The organism is Mesorhizobium sp. WSM4815 (genome assembly GCF_055811575.1).
In genome coordinates, this window is sequence record NZ_JBVVQS010000070.1 from 19,950 (window position 1) to 39,234 (window position 19,285).

At 57.0% G+C, this 19,285-nt stretch carries 12 protein-coding genes; 10 read left to right on the forward strand and 2 right to left on the reverse strand.

The window, feature by feature from the left end:
- The first annotated feature begins 225 nt into the window (after positions 1-225).
- The 3 genes from AC0L2B_RS02350 to ctlX all read left to right on the forward strand — a co-directional run bounded on the left by AC0L2B_RS02350 (position 226) and on the right by ctlX (position 5,094).
- The gene (locus AC0L2B_RS02350) at positions 226-1,446 is read left to right on the forward strand and encodes an ATP-grasp domain-containing protein (RefSeq protein ID WP_473744008.1); all 1,221 of its coding nucleotides are present in this window, start codon (positions 226-228) and stop codon (positions 1,444-1,446) included.
- A gap of 1,127 nt (positions 1,447-2,573) precedes the next feature.
- Positions 2,574-3,791 carry an arginine deiminase gene (locus tag AC0L2B_RS02355; protein WP_473744010.1) on the forward strand — a complete coding sequence of 406 codons (1,218 nt, stop codon included), beginning with the start codon at positions 2,574-2,576 and terminating at the stop codon, positions 3,789-3,791.
- 370 nt (positions 3,792-4,161) lie between these two features.
- On the forward strand, positions 4,162-5,094 hold the full coding sequence (gene ctlX / locus AC0L2B_RS02360) for a citrulline utilization hydrolase CtlX (protein WP_473744011.1): 933 nt from the start codon (positions 4,162-4,164) through the stop codon (positions 5,092-5,094).
- Between the two features lie 330 nt (positions 5,095-5,424).
- Here ctlX and AC0L2B_RS02365 read toward each other — a convergent pair whose 3' ends face one another.
- Together AC0L2B_RS02365 and AC0L2B_RS02370 are read right to left on the reverse strand one after the other, a co-directional pair.
- Positions 5,425-6,645, reverse strand: a complete 1,221-nt coding sequence (locus AC0L2B_RS02365; protein WP_473744012.1) for a M20 aminoacylase family protein — start codon at positions 6,643-6,645, stop codon at positions 5,425-5,427.
- A 371-nt stretch (positions 6,646-7,016) separates the two neighbouring features.
- Entirely contained in the window at positions 7,017-9,050 is a 2,034-nt protein-coding gene (locus AC0L2B_RS02370; protein WP_473744040.1) for a CocE/NonD family hydrolase, read from the reverse strand.
- A 266-nt stretch (positions 9,051-9,316) separates the two neighbouring features.
- On the opposite strand from AC0L2B_RS02370, the gene AC0L2B_RS02375 reads away from it, so the two are divergent.
- From AC0L2B_RS02375 to AC0L2B_RS02405, 7 genes are all read left to right on the forward strand, one after another.
- Positions 9,317-10,900 carry an ABC transporter substrate-binding protein gene (locus AC0L2B_RS02375; RefSeq protein ID WP_473744013.1) on the forward strand — a complete coding sequence of 528 codons (1,584 nt, stop codon included), beginning with the start codon at positions 9,317-9,319 and terminating at the stop codon, positions 10,898-10,900.
- An 11-nt stretch (positions 10,901-10,911) separates the two neighbouring features.
- Positions 10,912-11,850: an ABC transporter permease gene (locus AC0L2B_RS02380; protein ID WP_473744014.1), complete on the forward strand. Its 939-nt coding sequence runs from the start codon at positions 10,912-10,914 to the stop codon at positions 11,848-11,850.
- Positions 11,813-12,745 (forward strand): ABC transporter permease, encoded by a 933-nt coding sequence (locus AC0L2B_RS02385; protein ID WP_473744015.1) that lies wholly within the window; start codon positions 11,813-11,815, stop codon positions 12,743-12,745. Before AC0L2B_RS02380 ends, AC0L2B_RS02385 begins: the two co-directional genes overlap by 38 nt.
- Positions 12,742-13,755, forward strand: a complete 1,014-nt coding sequence (locus AC0L2B_RS02390; protein ID WP_473744016.1) for an ABC transporter ATP-binding protein — start codon at positions 12,742-12,744, stop codon at positions 13,753-13,755. The genes AC0L2B_RS02385 and AC0L2B_RS02390 overlap by 4 nt, the downstream gene beginning before the upstream one ends.
- Positions 13,752-14,837 (forward strand): ABC transporter ATP-binding protein, encoded by a 1,086-nt coding sequence (locus AC0L2B_RS02395; RefSeq protein ID WP_473744018.1) that lies wholly within the window; start codon positions 13,752-13,754, stop codon positions 14,835-14,837. Before AC0L2B_RS02390 ends, AC0L2B_RS02395 begins: the two co-directional genes overlap by 4 nt.
- Positions 14,838-15,247: 410 nt before the next feature.
- Complete coding sequence (locus AC0L2B_RS02400; RefSeq protein ID WP_473744019.1) at positions 15,248-16,384, forward strand: M24 family metallopeptidase; 1,137 nt, start codon at positions 15,248-15,250, stop codon at positions 16,382-16,384.
- A gap of 1,334 nt (positions 16,385-17,718) precedes the next feature.
- A complete protein-coding gene (locus AC0L2B_RS02405; protein ID WP_473744020.1) occupies positions 17,719-18,789 on the forward strand; it encodes an ornithine cyclodeaminase in 1,071 nt (356 codons plus the stop codon).
- The last annotated feature ends 496 nt before the right edge of the window (positions 18,790-19,285 follow it).

Genomic DNA, 19,285 nt, shown 5'->3' on the forward strand with positions numbered 1-19,285 from the left:
GTTCGTTCTGTAGCAGGCCCGCAACGCCGCTTCATCACCGAGCCTCGAGCGGGATCGAGCCCTGCAGAAAAATTCTAGATAAGATTATCGGATTCGTTGCTAAGCCGCGTTTCTGCGATGGCAAGTTACTGGAGAGGAGTAGGTTAGGCGCTGGTAAAAGTATACGCCCTGTGGCCGCGGGGGGTGCCGCAAGGACGGGCGCCAAAGAATGTAGGGGCGTGGTACATGGCTAGAAGGGCTCTGATTTTACTTGAAGGGGCAAGTAATAGTCTCCTATACATCAAAGCGGCACGGCGTCTTAATCTTTACCCAATTACACTGTCGGCCGATCCAGTTCTACACGACTATCTCGCGGCAGCAGGAATTGAGGCGATCCGGCTCGACAGAGGCGATACCGATGCGCTGATCCGAGAATGTTCCCGGCTACGTGCGATTTATGACATAGCTGGTATTACGAGCCCCCAGGAGATGGTTTATGCGGCGGTTGGCAGGCTCTGCCAGCACTTCGATCTACCGGGGCCGAACCCCGCGGCGATTGAACGGTGCTGCGACAAATCCGTTCAACGCCAGCACCTCGCGGACGCTGGCGTTCCAGTGCCTGCCTATCGTGTAGCAGCGAATGTGACGGACGTAGAAAACTCCGCGGCGGAAATTGGCCTGCCGGTGATTGTAAAGCCAGCGGTGGGTATGGGCAGCAGCGGTGTCCGATTGTGCCGCAATGTCGATGAGTTGGCCGAGCATACGAATCATCTGTTGGGGGGCAAGTATATATGGCGGTCTTCCCCGAGGGTACTGGTCGAGGAATTCGCAAACGGCCCCCACTACAGCATCGACATAATGGGAGGCGAGGTCATTGGTATTGCCGCCGCCGACTTCGGTCCCCCGCCGCATTTCGTCTGTCGGGAGTACATCCAACCAGCTCGGCTCACCGATGACGAGCATAGGCGTATTGCCGATGTTTCGCTGAGCTGTTTGCGAGCTCTCGGCCTCGGCTGGGGGCCAAGCAACATCGATCTGCGATGGACCAACCTTGGTCCAACCGTCATTGAGGTCAATCCGCGTCTTGCTGGGTCGCCCACCCCTCAACTCATTCAGGCAGCTTATGGTGTCGATCTCGTCGCTGAGCACATCAAGCTTGTCATCGGGGAGGACTGCAATTTGCGCAGAAGGCATTCGCATATCTCAGCCGCCCGGATTCTTGTTCCTGATCGCGACGGCATCCTCGATTGGATCGACCACAGTCGAGCGGCTGCCCTATCAGGAGTCGCCGAGGTCAAGCTTCATCTGCCACCTAAGACGCCGCTCGTTAGGAAGGGCGACGAGCGAGATAAGATCGGGCATGTCATTGCCGCTTCGCCCACCCGTGCTCGGACCACAGCGATACTTCAGCGCGCCGTCGATTTAATCGACTGGTCGATAAAACCGCTTCAGACCCTTGACGAATAGAAAAGATGTACGCTCCTAACCACGGAGCACCAGCAAAGGTGGCGCTAGCCTCGCCAGGGAGATCGGGTCATCCTCTGTGGTGATAATGAAACGCCACCTTATCTTGTAGCCTCCGCATCGGTCGTCGGATCTTTTATGGTTGACTACGAAAGCTTGCTGACGCGGGGCCGCCAACGCGCGCGGCCATAGAACTTGAGCTCGTAGCAGATTGTTAACATCGACCCCACGATCTTCGCTGATCACGTCGACCTGGTCTTGGACCCGATCTGCTGGGGCCAGATGGCCGAACTTCTGCGCCGCGAGCCAGCGAGCAGGCGATGGCAGAAGTACGAAGAAGCTGCTGGCATTTTTGCGCAGATCCTCGCTCGGTGCAGTCCGAACCCGCACCCGATCAAGCACTGCCGGCTTCATGGAACAGGCCATACTGCCCCTTCTCCAGCTTGCTCACAAAGCGCGCCAGGCCGCCAGCGTAGCCTCGATCTCGCCGACATTCCGAACCTCTTCTTGCTTGGGGCTCGCCTCGGCACTCCCGGGCAACCCCCGCATGCTATACAGCCGCTACACTGGCGGGGTCCTACAAACACATCACGCTCATATCGTTTGGCTGGATCAGGCCGGCCGAAGCCGCCTATTTGTGCGGGGTTTGTCTGGGAAACGACGGCGTCCCCAACCAAAGAGCACTCATATTGTTGCAAGCCGGACAAAATTTTGCCGGTAGAGGACAGGCGGGACAGCCAGAAATCGGGCGCGCAAAGACGACGCATGGGAATAAAATGGCTTTTCGATTTGGTATGGCGCTTGCGGTTTGAAGGTGACCATTCAGCACCGACGGAGCCCGATCGATGTCCGTATCGAAGTTTTTGCTTGAGAGCCCCACCGAAACGACATTCTTCGGACATTTCTTCGCGACTGTAAAATCCGGTGGCTGCGCATCCTCCGGCGGCTCGCGGGCAACGCGCCAAACATCATTCATTCCGCTACGCTCTCTCGTCGCTGGCCTGCGCGGTGTCCCTTCGAACTCTGGGCGTCGCGCATCGAGCACCGAGGCAGCCATTAGTGCCGTTTCGACACACATGCCTAGCTGTCTACGAGAGCGGACCTGCTCCGCCCTTCTGAGGTAACTTTCAATGATGAGCTTGGGTGTCCATTCTGAGGTCGCACCGCTGCGAGAAGTGCTGGTGCACCGGCCAGGCCTTGGCCTCGACCGCATCACCCCGCAGAACTGCAAGAGCCTCCTTTTTGACGATGTGCCTTGGGTGAAACGCGCCAGAGAAGAGCATGACATCTTCATAGAGGCCTTGCGCGATCTTGGCGTGTTAGTTCACTCATTCGACGAACTGCTTTCGGAAACTGTGGCTTCACAGGAAGCGCGCCGCTGGCTGCTCGACCGCCGTCTTGATGCCTCCTCGTTGGGCCAAGATATGGCCGATGAGTTGCGCGGTTGGCTTGAAGAGATGCGGCCTGATCAGCTCGCCACCTCTCTGGTTCGTGGAATTCTCGCTGCGGAAATCCCGTTCCTGCCACGCGGGCTGCGAGCGCAAACAGTGATGCCGGAGGATTTCGTCCTGCCGCCATTGCCGAACCAGCTTTTCACACGTGACAGCTCCTGTTGGATTTATGGCGACGTCTCGGTCAACACTATGTTTTCGCCCGCGCGACAGCCTGAAGCTGCGAATGTCGAGGCCGTCTACCGCTTCCATCCGCGGTTTCGCGACGCCGGCTTTGCGTACCTGTCGCCCGACGGGACAGGTCTAATCCCCAGCCTAGAAGGTGGTGATGTGATGCCGATTGGCGGCGGCGTCGTGCTGATTGGGATGGGCGAACGAACCACGCCCCAAGCGGTCGAGGGGCTTACGCGCCGCTTGTTCAGGGCAGAAAAAGTGACGCACGTTATCGCAGCACTGATGCCGCGGAATCGCAGCTTTATGCATCTCGACACAGTCTTCACGTTCTGCGACCGCGACCTAGTGACGACATACCCTCAGGTTGTTGAGGAATTGCAGACTTTTTCCCTGAGACCGAGCAATCCCGAGGGGGCGCTCCACGTCACAAAGGAGGCAAGACCCTTCTTGTCTGTAGTGGCCGAGGCGCTTGGGCTGAAGGCTCTCCGTAATGTCGCGACTGGCGGCGATAGTTTCGCCGCGGAGCGGGAGCAGTGGAATGGCGCCAATAATGTGCTCGCCGTCGAGCCGGGTGTTGTGATTGCCTACGACCGTAACGCATACACGAATACGTTGCTGAAGAGCGCCGGTGTAGAGGTAATCACTATCGGCGGTTCAGAACTCAGTCGCGGCCGCGGCGGCGGACATTGCATGACTTGTCCACTGGTGCGCCAGCATATCTAACCAACAACAGAACCGGATTTTCCGGCAATGCGGTTTTTAACTGAAATCTTCACCCATATTCCAATCACACGGGAATCCGCGTATGAGCATCTCTCGATATTGGCGGTGATGTTGCGTCCACGGCGAAGCACAGCCGGTGCACATGACGCGATCGGTGGGATTGCCCTAATGCACCGATTTGCCGGCGTTGGTTTTAATGCGCCGATACGCTCAGGATCGAGGGGGGATCCGGCAACCGAACTGGAGCGCGTCACTGCGACACCAGGTACGAGATCGCTCTGTTGCAACCCGGATTTTGTTCACCGCCTCGGGGATGACCTGAGAGGTCTCCTCGACATCCGCGCTCACCAATCCGATCGGAGTCTTCCTCATGGCACCACGTTCAGAATTCTCCGTTCAGGCTCCTTCCGCCGTGGTTATGGTCCGTCCGCATCATTTCATGGTCAATGCCGAGACTGCGGCTGACAATCGATTTCAGGTAGCGGAACATAATGTGAATGATCTGTCGCCGCTCGCGTACGAGGAGATCACCCGCGCTGCTGCTATGCTTCAAGAAGAGGGTGTCGCTGTACATCTATTCGAGGACGAGGCCAGCGACACTCCGGATTCAGTATTTCCGAACAACTGGTTTTCAACCCACCCGGGCGGCTATGTAGCGGTGTATCCGATGAAGGCTCTGAGCCGCCGACGAGAGCGCCGGAGCGACGTTATCCAGATGCTGAAGAGGTGCTATAGAGTGCAGGCGGTAATCGACTATTCTGGCCTTGAACCGGACGGGCTCTTCTTGGAAGGCACGGGTGCGATGGTGCTAGATCATATCCACCGCGTCGTTTATGCGGTAAGATCCGAGCGGACGAATCCGATCGTGCTGGAGAGGTTCTGCAACCAATTCAGCTTTGAGCCCATGCTCTTTTCGGCGAAAGACCCCAGTGGGGCAGACATTTATCATACGAATGTACTGATGTGCGTCGCGACCGATTTCGCCATGATCGGGCTCGACATGATCACTGACCCAGTGACACAGCACGAGATCGTCCATCGTTTTGAACAGGCCGGGCGCCGGGTGATCGGCCTTACAAACCGCCAGATCCAGAGTTTCGCAGGCAACGCGATTGAGCTCCAGGGCAGAAACGGGCGCATCCTAGCCCTGTCGACCACCGCATTCTTGACATTAACGCCGGAACAGATTGACGTCATCAGTGAGAGCGCGAAACTGTTACCGTTGGCAATTCCAACCGTCGAGCGGGCGGGCGGTTCTGTACGATGCACGATTGCGGGCATTCATCTCACGCGACGCGACTAGACGTGTTGGCCCTGGTCTGAGTGGTGCCCTGCCCTTAGTCTTTGCGGCTGTAAGCAAACGGGTTGCTCGGAGTGCCGAGCCGAGCCCCAAGGCAAAGGGAGGATTGGCCGCGACGGAAGGCAACATTTTCTAACTTCGGTGTCGATGCGTCCAAAGCCAAGCATGCTCCTGCGATTGTCGAAGAAGGACGGGATGGAGAGATCCGGTATTTCGGTGAGATGGAGCCGCCGACGGCCGCCGTGGGGCGCTTCGTCCGCAAGCCGGCGAGCGAGGATCTGCGCAAGAAGCGCTAAGAGGGACAAGCATTCGTGAAACCCTTCTTGGAGCCGTTTAGTCTAGTCGGTTCTCGGCACCTGCATTGGATCTGAGCCACCGTCGCGCCAATTCTGCCCAGTATGTCGATCCAATTCCGAGTATGTTATCGTTGAAGTCAAAACTGGCATTGTGGACTACGCAGGGGCCAGGCCCAGCTCCGGACCCACGGTGCTCTCCGTTGCCGTTGCCCAAATATGCGTAGGCTCCGGGCCGAGCTTGCAGCATAAATGCAAAGTCCTCAACCCCTAGGTCTGGTTCAACGTCTTCATTCACATTGGGATCGCCAACGATCGATCTCATAACGTTCGCCGCGAAACGCACCTCATCCGGCGTGTTGACGGTCGGTGGGCACTCAATATCGAAGTGGAGTTCGGTGGCGCAGTCTTGCGCAGCTGCAATACTATCTACGACGGTACGCAGTCGAGCTCCGATCATCTCCAGCGTGGCGACCGTCATCGCTCGCACCGTACCTCCGAGTGTTGCAACAGCGGGAACAACATTGTTCGCAATGCCTCCCGCCTGAAACTGCGTCAGGGATATTATTGCCGGGTCGAGTGGAGGTTTATTTCGTGTTATTATTCCTTGAAGTGCGTTGTAGACTTGCACTGCCGTGAATATCGGATCCTTGCACTCATGCGGATAGCAGGCGTGACCATCGACGCCTTTCACGACAATGCGTAAATCGCAACTTGCCCCTAAAATCGACCCGGGCCTGATACCAAAACTACCTGCCGGCATCCCCGGAAAATTGTGGAGACCGAAGACCGCATCTACTGGAAAGAAGTCGAAGAGTCCTTGATCCACCATCAGTTTAGCGCCATTGCCAGCTTCCTCTGCGGGAGAAAATATAAACACAATTGTCCCATTGAAATCTCTTGTCTGCGAGAGATAGCGCGCCGCGCCCAGTAGCATAGCCATGTGGCCGTCGTGGCCGCATGCATGCATCTTGCCGGGGCTCTGAGAGCGGTGAGAGAACGTGTTCAGTTCCTCAATCGGCAACGCGTCCATATCGGCACGCAATCCGATTGAGCGCCCTCCGTTACCCGCTCGCAGCACTCCGACTACGCCGGTGCGCCCAAGCCCTCGGTGAATCTCGATTCCCCAGCCCGCCAGCGTTTTGGCGATCAAATCACCTGTTTCCGCTTCTTCAAAACCAAGTTCTGGATGGGCATGCATCCAGTGGCGAATCGCCCGGATTTCGTTTTGCGCAGCTGCTATTTCGGGTATTATTTTCATCCTTAGGACTTCCTGCTCAACAAGCTTTGCTCGTTTACGATTGCGTCAACGTTTGGTCGGAAGCGCGACGTCTGATGCCGCCGGCCGGTGACATTTTGGCGCCGTGATCGAGAACTTTCCATGAGTTTACCAGGTTGCCATCCGAGCCTCTCTACTGCTGAGATTTCATATTGCCCGGTGGCAAGTCTGTCCAAGAAACACGTGCTCCCCTGACTCATCTCGGTTGGCATCCTCATCATGGCGGCCGCGCAAAGCTCTGGGTCCATCTGCAGCTTGAGAGATGACTCATAGGAAACGCTTGACGTGGAGTTTGGCGCGCCAACGGACGCTTCTCCTGGTGCCTTCTTGGCCGTTCATCTCGTTCATTTGGATTAGACAAGATCGCGCGGAATGTCCTTCGACCACGATCTGCAGAAAATGCGCTCACGTTTTGCGTACGCGTCCAAGTCAACCTGTAGGTGAAAGGTCGATTTGCTAGCTGTCATAACTGTCCGCGCCGCGACCGCTGTCTGCCATTCGCCGCGCCCCAACTCAAACCGGTAGTAAACTTCAGTTCGGGCTGTCGTCGGATCGTTTTCGGCGACCGTATAGGTTATATGCTTTTTCAGGCCAACGATCGTACCGATGCCATCAAGGCGTATCGAGCCAATGTCGCGCTTCAACGTGACAGTGACCTGCTTTACCACCGGGTCAATCTGGACGAACCGTTCAACTTTGCCCGGCTCCAGCACCGTGCTCGGCATGGGCGAAGAAATTTCCACCGGCGCGAAAGGTTGCAGGTGCTCATCGCCGGGTTGAGGCATCCGGATCGGCAGATGCAGAGCGCTTGCTTCGGCCTTTATGGTCAATGTAGCGCGCGCCGGTGCCGGAAACGCGATTGGCCAATAAGCAGTGGAGACAGACAGTCGGATCCGATGCCCCCGCGGAAAAGTGTACCCGATGCCGTTCATCGCAATTCGGACAATGTACAACTTTCCAGCGTCCATAGGCTGGGGATCGTGGTGACCGTTGCGGTGAGATAGATTAAGCAATCCGTAAGTCACACGTGTGACTTCGCCTGACGGGCTCACATCACAAAGACGCACAGCTAGCACGCCAGTCGATCTATCGGAGGTGAGCGCCAGCTCAACTAGAGGCGCGCCAAAGATCGGCAAAGCCTCGTCCAGAATCTCGCCGTCGAATTTCAAGGAACCACCGTCATCCCACCGTTGATCGAGCGGCATGTCCGGGCTTGGTGAACCAGGTCCCCCAAGTGAATAGGGGCACCATTCTCCGCCTGCTATCCCGACCATCTCGGGGGAGCTAATCTCAAGACTAGCTTCCGACAGCTCGTGTTCCGACAGCGTGCCGGATCCAAGCCTTAAGATCCGAGAGGTTACATGCGGAGACGGCCAGCTTGGGTCTGCGATCCAGTGCCCCGGCCGCTCGTCATAATGTGCCCTCGGCTCTACCCAGTCCAGCATCCAGCTGCGGAGCATCGGTTCCTGCATTATACCGGTGTCCCTACCTTTTAACCAATGATCCCACCAGCGAACGCATTCCTGAAGAAATCCGATCGCGGGACCAGGAACGCCCACATGAGGATATTTGTGCCCCCAAGGTCCGATCAGCCCCCGGCGTGGTGCTTTCAGGTTTGAAAGTAGCCGCAACACGGTATTGGGATACCCATCCGCCCATCCACCGACAGTGAAAACAGCACAATCAATCGCATCGTAATTTTCGCAGACTGAGCCATGCTTCCAGTATTCATCTCGGCGCTGATGAGAAAGCCAATCAATTAGTGTAGGCCGAGCGTTATCCAGTCGTGCCATCCACATATCGCGCCAACGATCGTCTCCGACGATGTCAGGATCTGGCGACTGAGCCATTTGCGCGAAGCAATGCGTCCCCCAAACCAATGTATCATTCAGGACGCAGCCGCCCTTGTAGTGCGCGTCGTCGGCGTAGCGGTCGTCAGTCGAGCAGTGCGTAATGATGGCCATTAAGCCCTTTGGCCGCCGCGCAGCAACCTGCAACGCGCTGATTCCACCCCAAGAGATGCCGATCATTCCCACATTGCCACTGCACCAGGCCTGTCGGGTAATCCATTCGATGGCCTCTACAGCATCGTCCTGCTCCTGTTTGACGTATTCATCTTCGAACAAACCATCGGAATCGCCTGTGCCACGGATATCCAGACGGATGCACGCGTAACCACGCGACGCGAAATAGGGAAACATCTGTGCGTCTCCCAGTGCCGTCCCATCGCGCTTTCGATAGGGGATGTAGCAGAGGATTGCTGGAACTGGATTGGAAGCCACGTTTTCCGGCAACCAGATTTTCGCAGCTAAGCGTGTTCCGTCCGCGAGCGGAATCCAGAGATTTTCAAGCAGTTTAATTGGTGTTGGGTCAGCCGCAAAATACACCAAGGGGTACCCCTGTTGCTAAATTTTTATCGCCATCGACGAACCGTTTCTGCTTCGAAAGAGGAGTATGGCACGCTCTCTCGCGAATACCGGTGGCATGAGCCCGCTATGTCGGGATACCATGGGCTATCCTTCCTATCGGCCGAAAAAAAATAGCCCCGCAGTTGAGATTATTTCGACTGCTAAGCAGGCAGGCGCTTGCTATGGATCACTAAACCACACGAAAGCAGCCAGCTCCGAGTTGCTCATTATGAAGGGGAACAACCATGAATGATCATAATCGTAGCATAAGCCGTAGGGCTTTCCTCAAAACCAGCTCCGTGGTTGCGGGGGGCATCGCCGCTGCTGGGATGCCGCTCTCAAGCGCGATTTGGGCTGCGGAGGGAAAGGTCCTCACTGCTGCTTCAAGCGGTAATATTTCGAAGCTTGACCCCGGGTTCTATTCCGCAGTCTCCGAAGTGGACGTGATGAACTGTATCTATTCCAAACTCACGCGATTCAAGCCGGGCTCCGAATGGGGCTGGGAGTTAGAGGCGGCCGAGAAAATGGAGCAGGTCGACGCCACCCACATCCGCTTTCGTTTAAAGAAAGGCATCAAGTTTACCGGCGACTACGGCGAGCTGACCGCCAAGGACGTCAAATTCTCCTTCGAGCGCGTCTTCAGGCACAAATCGCCCGACACCGTGGATTGGGGTACGTTCGACCATGTCGATGTGGAGGATGACTACACGGGAGTGATCGTATTCAAAGCACCGTTCGTGCCGGTTTGGAACATCGCGTTCCCTTACGGAGTTGGCCATATCGTTTCCGAGGAAGCGGTGATGAAGGCAACCAAGGACGGCGGTGATTTCGGCGCAAATCCGCCGGCTTTCTCCGGCCCCTATGTGCTCGCCGATTGGAAGCCAAACCAGCATCTGATCTTGACGCGTAATCCGGACTGGTCGGGTCCGAAGCCAGGATTTGACGAAATTCGTCTCGCGCTGATCAGCGATAGCAAGGCGGCGGAGCGTGCTTACCAGGCGGGCGACATTGATATGACTGGCATCAGTCTGGATTCGCTGGGGAACTTTAAGAGCAATCCGCCCGCCGACAGTAAGATCGAGGAAAAGCGCTCGCTCCGCTACGTCTGGATCGGCATGAACATGGATCACCCCAACCTGAAGGACATCAACGTCCGGAAGGCGATCCAATGGGCAATCAACGTGCCACAGATTTTGGAAGTTGCCTATTCTGGCCAGGCAGAGGTATCTACAGGCCCCATCGCTCCGGGTATCATTGGGCACCGCAAAAAGGCGCTTGTACCGCCAGAAGGCGATCTGGTCAAGGCCAGGGAATTCCTGGAGAAGGCCGGTGTAAGCGATCTGGCCATGACGATCGATTGCGTCAATGACAGCACCTACATGGCGATAGCCCAGACGGTGCAGGCGCAATTATCTCAGATCGGCATCGGGGTTCAGGTCAATGCCCAGAATTCTGGCTCCTTTTGGACAACCGGCATGGAGTCGGAAGGTGAGCGTTGGAAAAATTTGCAGCTCATCATCAATGACTTCTCAAGTCTCCCGGACCCTCATTACGCGACGGCGTGGTTCGTGCAGGATCAGGTGGGTATCTGGAACTGGGAGCGCTTCCGCAGCCAGCGGTTTGACGATCTGTTCGCCGAGGCGTCCACAATAGAAGACTCAGATGCACGGGCGAAGCTCTACCAGCAAATGGAGGATCTCATGGAGCACTCCGGCGCCTACCGATTCCTGACTCATGGGGCTAGCCCAGTCTTGTATCGCGCCACAAAAATGCGGCCCGCAACGCGCCCCGACGGATATCCGTTGTATATCGACTTCGAGCCAGCTTAGAGTGTGGTAAGGTGTGGCTTTATCTGCTTAAGCGGATCGCCCTCGCGATTTCAATCGTTGTGGTCGCGGTGACACTTCTGTTCCTGATGATCCGTGCCGTGCCGGGCGATCCTGCCGCGGTTCTGCTCGGACCGCGGGCTACTCCCGAAATGAGGGCGCAACTCCACGAGGAGATGGGGCTGGACAAGCCGTTCATCGTGCAGATCGCAACTTTCTTCGGCGGGCTGCTCCATGGCGATCTCGGCTTCGACGTATTCAGCCGCAAACCTGTTGCCGACATTGTCTTCGAGCAATTGCCGTATACGGTCCAACTGATATTCGTGTCGATCTTCTGGGCGGTCGTGATAGCCGTGCCGCTCGGCTGCTACTCGGCGATGCGGCGCAACTCCTGGGTCGACAAGGTGGCCGGCGTCGTCACCGTCGCCGCGATAGCAATTCCTTCCTTCGTTATGGCGGTCTACGCGCTGCTGATTTTTGCGGTAAATCTGCGCTGGTTGCCAGCGATTGGAGCCGGAAATGGCTTCTGGGGTGGACTTAGCCATCTCATCCTCCCAGGTTTTGCCATAGGGATTGGCTGGGTTGGCTATATTTCTCGTCTAGTAAGGGCAGCCATGCTTGAGATCTCGGGAGAAAACCACGTGCGTATGGCCCGGTCCTTCGGGATCTCCGAATGGCGTATCGTTACGCGATATGCGCTGCCGCTCGCGATCCCACCGACGGTGACCATATTGGGGGTGGGCATCGGGTGGCTTCTTTCGTCCGCGGTATTTATCGAAGTCGTCTTCGCAAGGCCTGGCATCGGCGCGTTGATCGTAAACGCGGTCAATACGCGCAACTATCCGATAGTGATGGGCATCGTGCTCGTCACCACGGTCCTGATCGTGGCGGCCACGACGATCTCGGATCTAATCAATGCATTCCTTGATCCGCGAACCCGGGAAAAGCTCTGACATGATAAGCGTTGAAGCTATGGCTCCTCGAGCCAGCGATGCCATCGACAGAGGCGCCCTTCGTACCTTCCTGCGGCAATTTCGCAGAAACCGTCTGGGCGTGCTCGGAGCAGTGCTCGTCATCCTCATAGCAGGAACCGCAATCTTCGCTCCGCTGATTATCACGCATGATCCGACCCGGATTATGGTCGGGCCGCGTCTGGCGGATCCTTCACTGGATTTTCTGCTGGGCACGGACCAACTGGGCCGGGACACATTCTCGCGCATCATCATGGGCGGCCGCATCCCGCTCCTTGTCGCTTTCGCCTCCCTCGGCAGTGCGCTGGCGGTCGGCGTCGTGCTTGGTCTGATTGCAGGGTTCGGTCCTCGCTGGCTCGACAATTTGCTCTTGCTTTTCTTCGATACCATCCGCTCGTTTCCCGGGATCATTTTCGCACTGGCCATCATCGCGCTTTTGGGACCAAGTCTGGGTAGTGTTATTTTTGTCATCGCAATATCATCGGTACCGATCTATGCGCGCGTCGTGCGTACCCAGGCCGAGGCGCTGTGTAGCAGTGAGTACATAGCCGCAGAGCGCAGCATGGGTGCAGGCACGACGCGTATCCTTGGCGTGCATGTTCTGCCCAATGTGATAGGCCCCCTTCTTATCCTCGTGAGCATGGACGTGCCGGCGGTCATCGCTTGGGAAGCAGGTCTCAGCTTCCTCGGAATGGGCGTGCGGCCTCCGACGCCTGACTGGGGAGCGATCCTCAACGATGGCTATAGCTACATCAACCAGACCCCATGGCTTGTCATCGCGGGCGGCATTCCCATCGTCCTCGCAACGCTAGGCTTCACATTTCTCGGTGAGGCGCTGCGCGACATATTCGATCCCAAATTGCGGAAAGACCTATGAGACACGACGGACCGCCGCTCTCATCCAGTCACCCGCTTCTTGAGATCCATGATCTAGATCTCGATTTCGGCACACCGCGCGGGCGCGTCCACGCGCTGCGCAATGTGTCGCTCGATGTGCCACCCGGACAGGTGGTTGGCATTGTCGGGGAAAGTGGGTCTGGAAAGTCGACGCTCGCCTATACAGTGATGGGCCTACTTCCAGAAAATGCAGATGTGACGGCCGGCAGCATCGTGTTCGAACGTAGAGATCTGCTCCAAATGCCCGCTCAGGCGCGACGGAGCCTGCTCGGCGATCGTCTCTCCATGATCTTTCAGGACCCCATGACCGCACTCAATCCGGTGCGGACCATCGAGAGCCAGATGATCGATATCCAGCACCACGAACTAGGGAGCCGGAGCGAAAAGCGCACTCGTGCCATCGACATGCTTCACAGAGTTGGCATTCCCGACCCCCAAAGCCGCATCGGTGGCTACCCGCATCACTTTTCAGGTGGCATGCGTCAGCGCGTTTGCATTGCCATGGCGCTTCTTGTGAAACCAGCTCTCCTCGTCGCTGACGAGCCAACCACCGCGCTCGATGCAACGCTGGAAGTGCAGATCATCCGTCTTCTCAAAGAACTGCAAAAGGAGATCGGCTGCTCGGTCTTGTTTGTCTCCCATCACCTCGGAGCGGTGGCTGAGTTGTGCGACCGGGTCGCCGTCATGTATGCGGGCGAAGTGGTGGAGGAGGGACCAGTCCGGGACATCTTTCACAATCCTGCTCACCCCTACACCCGGGCGCTGCTTGAGTGCGATCCAGGGCGTATCAAAAAAAGCACGCGCACTCTGCCAACCATCCCCGGTGAGGTGCCAACTCTCCTCGGCAGCAGAAAAGGATGCATATTCCGCGCCCGGTGCACCCAGGCATTTGACCGCTGCGTGCAAGAGAACCCGGTCGAGTATCGCATTGGCGTGGACCAAGTCGCCCGATGCCATCTCCTCGAAGAACAGCGGTTGGTCTCGGCATGAGCGAGCTGCTTCGGGTTGAGGACCTGCGCGTCCGCTTTCGCACCATGAGTCCGCTGAAGGCGCTCGCAACCAAGACGAATGCCCCTTTCATCGACGCAGTATGCGGTGTGTCCTTTGAAATCCGCAAGGGCGAGACACTCGCCCTTGTCGGGGAAAGCGGCTCAGGGAAATCGACTGTTGCGCGCACGATAATCGGCTTGCAGCGGGCTCTGAGCGGCAGGATCACCTTCGACGGACAGGAAATTGAGGGACTTAGCGGGATTGAGCGCAAGCCCTACTTGCGTCGGATGGCGATGATGTTTCAGGATCCGATCGGCTCGCTGTCGCCGCGACTGACTGTCCGATCGCTCTTGTCGGAGCCTTTTCGGATCCATGGACTAGAGGGTCGCGATATCGGAGCAGAAGCCGAGCGTCTGCTTCGAATCGTCGGCTTGCCGGCGGATTTCGCTCGCCGCTATCCCCATCAACTCTCCGGAGGTCAGGCCAGGCGCGTGGGTATAGCGCGTGCTCTTGCACTGAATCCGGACCTGATTATTGCTGATGAGCCGACCGCCGGCCTCGACGTCTCGGTGCAGGGCGAGGTGCTCAATCTTCTCGCGCGGCTTCAGAACGAACTCGGCATGTCCATCCTGATTATCACGCACAATCTTAACGTTGTGCGCCACATGACCGACCGTATGGCGATCATGTACCTGGGGCGCTTTATTGAGGTCGGCTCGACCGAGCGTATCTTTGGGCACCCACGTCATCCCTACACCGAGGCGCTGCTTGCGGCCAATCCCGAGCCTGATCCGGATGCGGTGCTGAACCGGATAGAGCTCAAGGGTGAGGTGCCGAGCCTGCGTCGGCGGCCATCCGGCTGCGAGTTCCACACGCGCTGTCGCTACGCCCAGGAGATTTGCAGCCACATCTTCCCCGAACTTGCAAGAAATCCAGATGGGCACAGCTTCAAGTGCCATTTTCCGCTGCACAGCGAAAGGGGCGGCGTCGCTGTTGCAGTTAGCAAGGCCATTTACCAGAAAAGCCCGATAATGACGTATGGCGGGCTCCACTCATGTATCAAGAATGAAAGCGGCGGCTGAAGTGAGGCTGAGCGGTGATATAGATCCACGCTTGGACAGGTTTTCCTGGATTGTTGAACCCGGGCTCCGGTTCGAACGCCCATCCCACTATATCGAGGTGAGGCGGGCGCCGCGAACGGCTCGTATAGTTCGTCATTCCAACTTCGCTAGAGTTGAGTCATGGGCAGAGTCGCGGGGTGCCGTTTGCTCGTCAGGTCGCGATCTTAAAGAATGAAGATTGCCCGTGACGGTACACTCGCAACGGCCCGGATTTTGCACGGCCGCTTACGCGCCTAGCTCGGCGCGCATGTCGGCCGGGGGCGGATTTTGGCAAGTGCACGCACTGTGCTCATGGATTTCAACTCCCGATGCCACAACGGCAAGTTGGTGTCGCAACACCTGACTTTGCATACGCTATGGAGACCCTTCGAATGGCTCTGCCTCCTCTCTTTCCCCCGCCCTTTCCTGTCGACGAATATCAGGCGCGACTTCTGGTATTGCGCACGGTCATGGCTGAACGGCGCATTGATCTGCTCATCGTCGACCAACACGAGCATATGGACTATTTCTGCGGTTACGCACCCACCGCGGCGATGTATCAAGCCGTACTTGTCCCACTTGAAGGCGAGCCAGTCGCTGTCATCCGCGCACTGGACGCTTCTGCGTTCAGCGAATCGAGCTGGCTTACTGGATACGTGGCGTTTGTGGACGACGACAACCCGGTCAAAGTGGTGGCCGAGACGATCAGAGCCCGCGGATATGGAGCTTCAGTCATCGGCGTCGAGCGCGACAGCTATTTTCTTACTGTGAACCGTGCGCTAGAGTTCGAAAGACTGCTGCCGGAGGCCGGGTTCGTCGACTTCTCCTCCGTTATGTGGGAATTGCGCCAGGTCAAAACCCTACTTGAAGTTGCTTGCCTCAAGGTCGCTGCGGAAATCTGCGATCGCGCAGCCGAGGCAGGCTTTGCAGTAGCTCGGCCAGGTGTGAACGAGCGCGAGGTCTTCGTCGCCATGACAGGCGAAGCGTGGCGCAATGGTGCGGACAATGCGCAAGTCGCCGTGGTGGCGTCGGGACCTCGCTCGGGAATACTACATGCCCCACTAGCCGGCCGCACGTTAGCCGAAGGGGACATCCTGCATGTGGAACCCATTCCATTCTTTCGCGGCTACACTTCGAGAATGATGCGCCCGAAATCAATTGGTAGCCCAACTGATGAACAGATGCGAATAGCAGAAACCATGGTCGGGATTCAGGATGAACAATTCCGTGCCATGACGCCCGGGGCGAACGCAAAGGAGGTGGACCGGATCGTTCGGGAGGGGATGTTGTCTGCTCGAGTCCGTGACAGTTATACCAATGTAACCGGCTACACCTTAGGGTTGAAGCACCCACCCCGTACTACAGATTTTACCCGCGTCTTCCGGGCAAGCAGCGACTGGACACTACAGGAAAACCAGGTTTTTCACATGTATACCTGGGCAGCAGGCATGGCGTTCAGCGAAACCATCCTCGTCACGCAGGGAGGGGGAAAGCGATTGACTGGGATGCAGCGTAAGCTTTTCTACTAAGGCTCCCGATTTTTAGAGCCGAATCAAAAAGACGTTTTTAATATCAAGCTCTTGCGAGCCTGCGTGTGAGCAGACGAATGTGGGCGAAGTATATTCCAGGCTTCCTCGGAAGCGATGGATTTCTTCTAGTCCTTGGCCATTCTGCGGCAGCATCCCAGCCATGCGCTCCTGACCCAGCGGCCGGCTGCGGAACCCGGACCAGCTTCGCCCGGCCACCCCAGCCGTAGCGCCAAGACCAGGAATGTCCCAACGTTCAGCCCGGCCAGTGGGGGACGCAGCACCACTCGATTAGTAGCTCGGCGTCGGCACCTCAAACAGCAAGCTTTAGGAGCAGTCCTTGCTGGAGCGGCTCCACATCGACAAAGAGGCTGGCGGCAAAGGCTGTCAGCAAGACGTTGTCAGGTCTTGGAAGGCCACCCGTTAGCCCTTGACTAGGACATCAGCGGAGACTCGGTGCAAAAAATAACGTGCGAGTTGATTATATTTCGGCAGGCGTTTGCATCCGACGGACGAGTGTCTCAACCTAGCATACGTTGGGCGCTAGGCACTCCGAGAAATCTGCCCTGCCTGATCGGCGTCGATCCACGAAACATCGGCTAACCGCAGCAGGTACGCCAAGGCGGGTGTCGACATTGCCGCCAAAGTTTTTGTCAACACCGGGATAACTTTTTTGCATTTGGCCTTCCTGTGGTTTCTCGGTAGTCGTCCAGCGTGTCCCAAGGCTTCGCACTCCATATCGATGTCGGAGCAATTCATGAACGCTCACAGGTGAGCACAATGTAGAAGTCAGCATGAAGTTGTTCGAATATGCTGCTCAAGATAATAAAGGATTCGCGGGAGCTGGTTCGAAAACGCGAAGTCACATCAGCAGAGCTAAGCAGGCCAGGCGCGAGGCCTCTGATACAGTCAAGTTCTATGAGGTCGTGGAGTCGATGCCTGGCACAAATGATAGGCCTTTCGCCAGTGCGCCCTGTTTGCGAAGGACACAGCCCGATCCCCAATCCGCTCCTCTTCGAAATGAAAGGCCGCTTGGCCAGGCGGGGCCACACTTTGCATCGCTGGCGGCATGGGTGTGGGCATGCCCATTTTGTTGGAGCGATGTGGGGGAGGGCTCCGTAACTGTCAGTGCGTGATGATGCAACCAACTCCGTTTGTTTTCTGGCAAGCATCGACCAGAACCTCCGCCATGCATGTCCATTCCTCGATTGCCCGAGGTATTGACAGAAAGAATAGTTTCAATGCATTTCAGTGCGCGCTGCCTCAGTCACATTTCGGTCATTATAGTTGATATTGCTGCAATCGTCATTAGTCACGCATTATAGGTAGTCAACAAAATGCAAGTTAAGCTTAATACCGTCCCATTCGTAAGTGTCGACCATATGATGAAGCTGGTACTCCTAACTGGCGTCGAGCGATTCCTTATTGAATTAGCTGCCTATATTGAAGAAGACTTCCGGCGCTGGGAGTGTTTCGAAAAGACGCCGCGTGCCGCCTCGCACAGTGCGGACGGCGTTATCGAGCTGATGCCGACCAGCGATGGTGAGACCTACGGCTTTAAATACGTCAACGGTCATCCAAAGAACACCCGTTCCGGCCGCCAGACGGTAACGGCTTTTGGTGTGCTCGCTGATGTCGGCAATGGCTATCCGATGCTGTTAACCGAAATGACGATCCTGACGGCGCTCAGGACCGCGGCCATGTCGACCGTTGCCGCGAAATATCTTGCACCCAAAGGCGCGCGCACTATGGCGATCATTGGCAATGGTGCCCAGTCGGAGTTTCAGGCGATCGCCTTCAAAGCTCTCCTCGGCGTCGACAAGCTCCGTCTCTACGACGTTGATCGGTCTGCCACGGCTCGCTGTCAGAAGAACCTTGCCGGTATGGGCTTCCAGATCAAGGCCTGCTCTTCCTCGCAGGAGGCTGTGGAAGGGGCCGAGGTCATCACCACCGTCACCGCTGACAAGCAGTATGCAACGATCCTGACCGACAACATGGTGGGCCCCGGCATTCACATCAACGCTGTTGGTGGTGACTGCCCCGGCAAGACGGAGCTTCATCACGACATCCTGCTGCGCTCAGAGATCTTTGTGGAATACCCGCCCCAGACGCGCATTGAAGGAGAGATCCAGCAACTCAAACCGGATCACCCGGTTATCGAGCTCTGGCGGGTCATCGTGGGCAAGGCGGCCGGTCGCTCCGATGAACGCCAAATCACGTTGTTCGATTCCGTCGGTTTCGCAATCGAAGACTTCTCCGCTCTTCGATATGTCCGCGACCGTATCAAGGACACTGGTCTCTACGAGGAGCTCGATCTGCTCGCCGATCCCGACGAGCCCCGCGATCTCTTCGGCATGATCCTGCGCGCTGCGAACAGACACTCTGCGGCGATACCAAACGTTCTTTAGGCGGTGTGGACGACGACTTGACTCAGGTATTGGATTGAGGATTCCGCAAGCGGATTCGCTATGATTAGGGGATGGCCTGCTGCTCTCTGGAGCGATCCGTTAGGCTTGCGTTGTTTGGAACGAGAGAGAACGGACGATATCGACATTTGTGCTTGGAAGATTTTTTGGTTGAATTTATTCAGCCTCGTCGCGCTGGAGGAGACTGGCGCTGTTGTTCTGCGCCTTCGTCGTATCGGCGTTGCGGACACGGTCGGGAATATGGAGCCTTGCGTTGTGGCTATGCAAGCATGCTGCGGCGCGCTATTTGGGCCGGCTACTCGGAGCTTCCGGTGACACGATCCGGCTGATGCCGCCCGAATATGTTCGGATATGTGAAGGCTAACTCACCGAGACGATTGATCCTGTGATCGTGGATGCGGTCGAGCACGTCGGCCGAGGTCAAGGCCGGGAACTGCTGAATAAATTCTGGCGGGCTCCTTTGCCGCTGCTTTCTTAA

What these genes read in the sequence shown, in the direction of transcription:
- AC0L2B_RS02375 (WP_473744013.1), top strand. Translation starts at nt 9,317, where the DNA reads ATGAATGATCATAATCGTAGCATAAGCCGTAGGGCTTTCCTCAAAACC.
- AC0L2B_RS02385 (WP_473744015.1), top strand. Translation starts at nt 11,813, where the DNA reads ATGCATTCCTTGATCCGCGAACCCGGGAAAAGCTCTGACATGATAAGC.
- AC0L2B_RS02350 (WP_473744008.1), top strand. Translation starts at nt 226, where the DNA reads ATGGCTAGAAGGGCTCTGATTTTACTTGAAGGGGCAAGTAATAGTCTC.
- AC0L2B_RS02405 (WP_473744020.1), top strand. Translation starts at nt 17,719, where the DNA reads ATGCAAGTTAAGCTTAATACCGTCCCATTCGTAAGTGTCGACCATATG.
- AC0L2B_RS02390 (WP_473744016.1), top strand. Translation starts at nt 12,742, where the DNA reads ATGAGACACGACGGACCGCCGCTCTCATCCAGTCACCCGCTTCTTGAG.
- ctlX (WP_473744011.1), top strand. Translation starts at nt 4,162, where the DNA reads ATGGCACCACGTTCAGAATTCTCCGTTCAGGCTCCTTCCGCCGTGGTT.
- AC0L2B_RS02355 (WP_473744010.1), top strand. Translation starts at nt 2,574, where the DNA reads ATGATGAGCTTGGGTGTCCATTCTGAGGTCGCACCGCTGCGAGAAGTG.
- AC0L2B_RS02400 (WP_473744019.1), top strand. Translation starts at nt 15,248, where the DNA reads ATGGCTCTGCCTCCTCTCTTTCCCCCGCCCTTTCCTGTCGACGAATAT.
- AC0L2B_RS02395 (WP_473744018.1), top strand. Translation starts at nt 13,752, where the DNA reads ATGAGCGAGCTGCTTCGGGTTGAGGACCTGCGCGTCCGCTTTCGCACC.
- AC0L2B_RS02365 (WP_473744012.1), bottom strand. Translation starts at nt 6,645, where the DNA reads ATGAAAATAATACCCGAAATAGCAGCTGCGCAAAACGAAATCCGGGCG.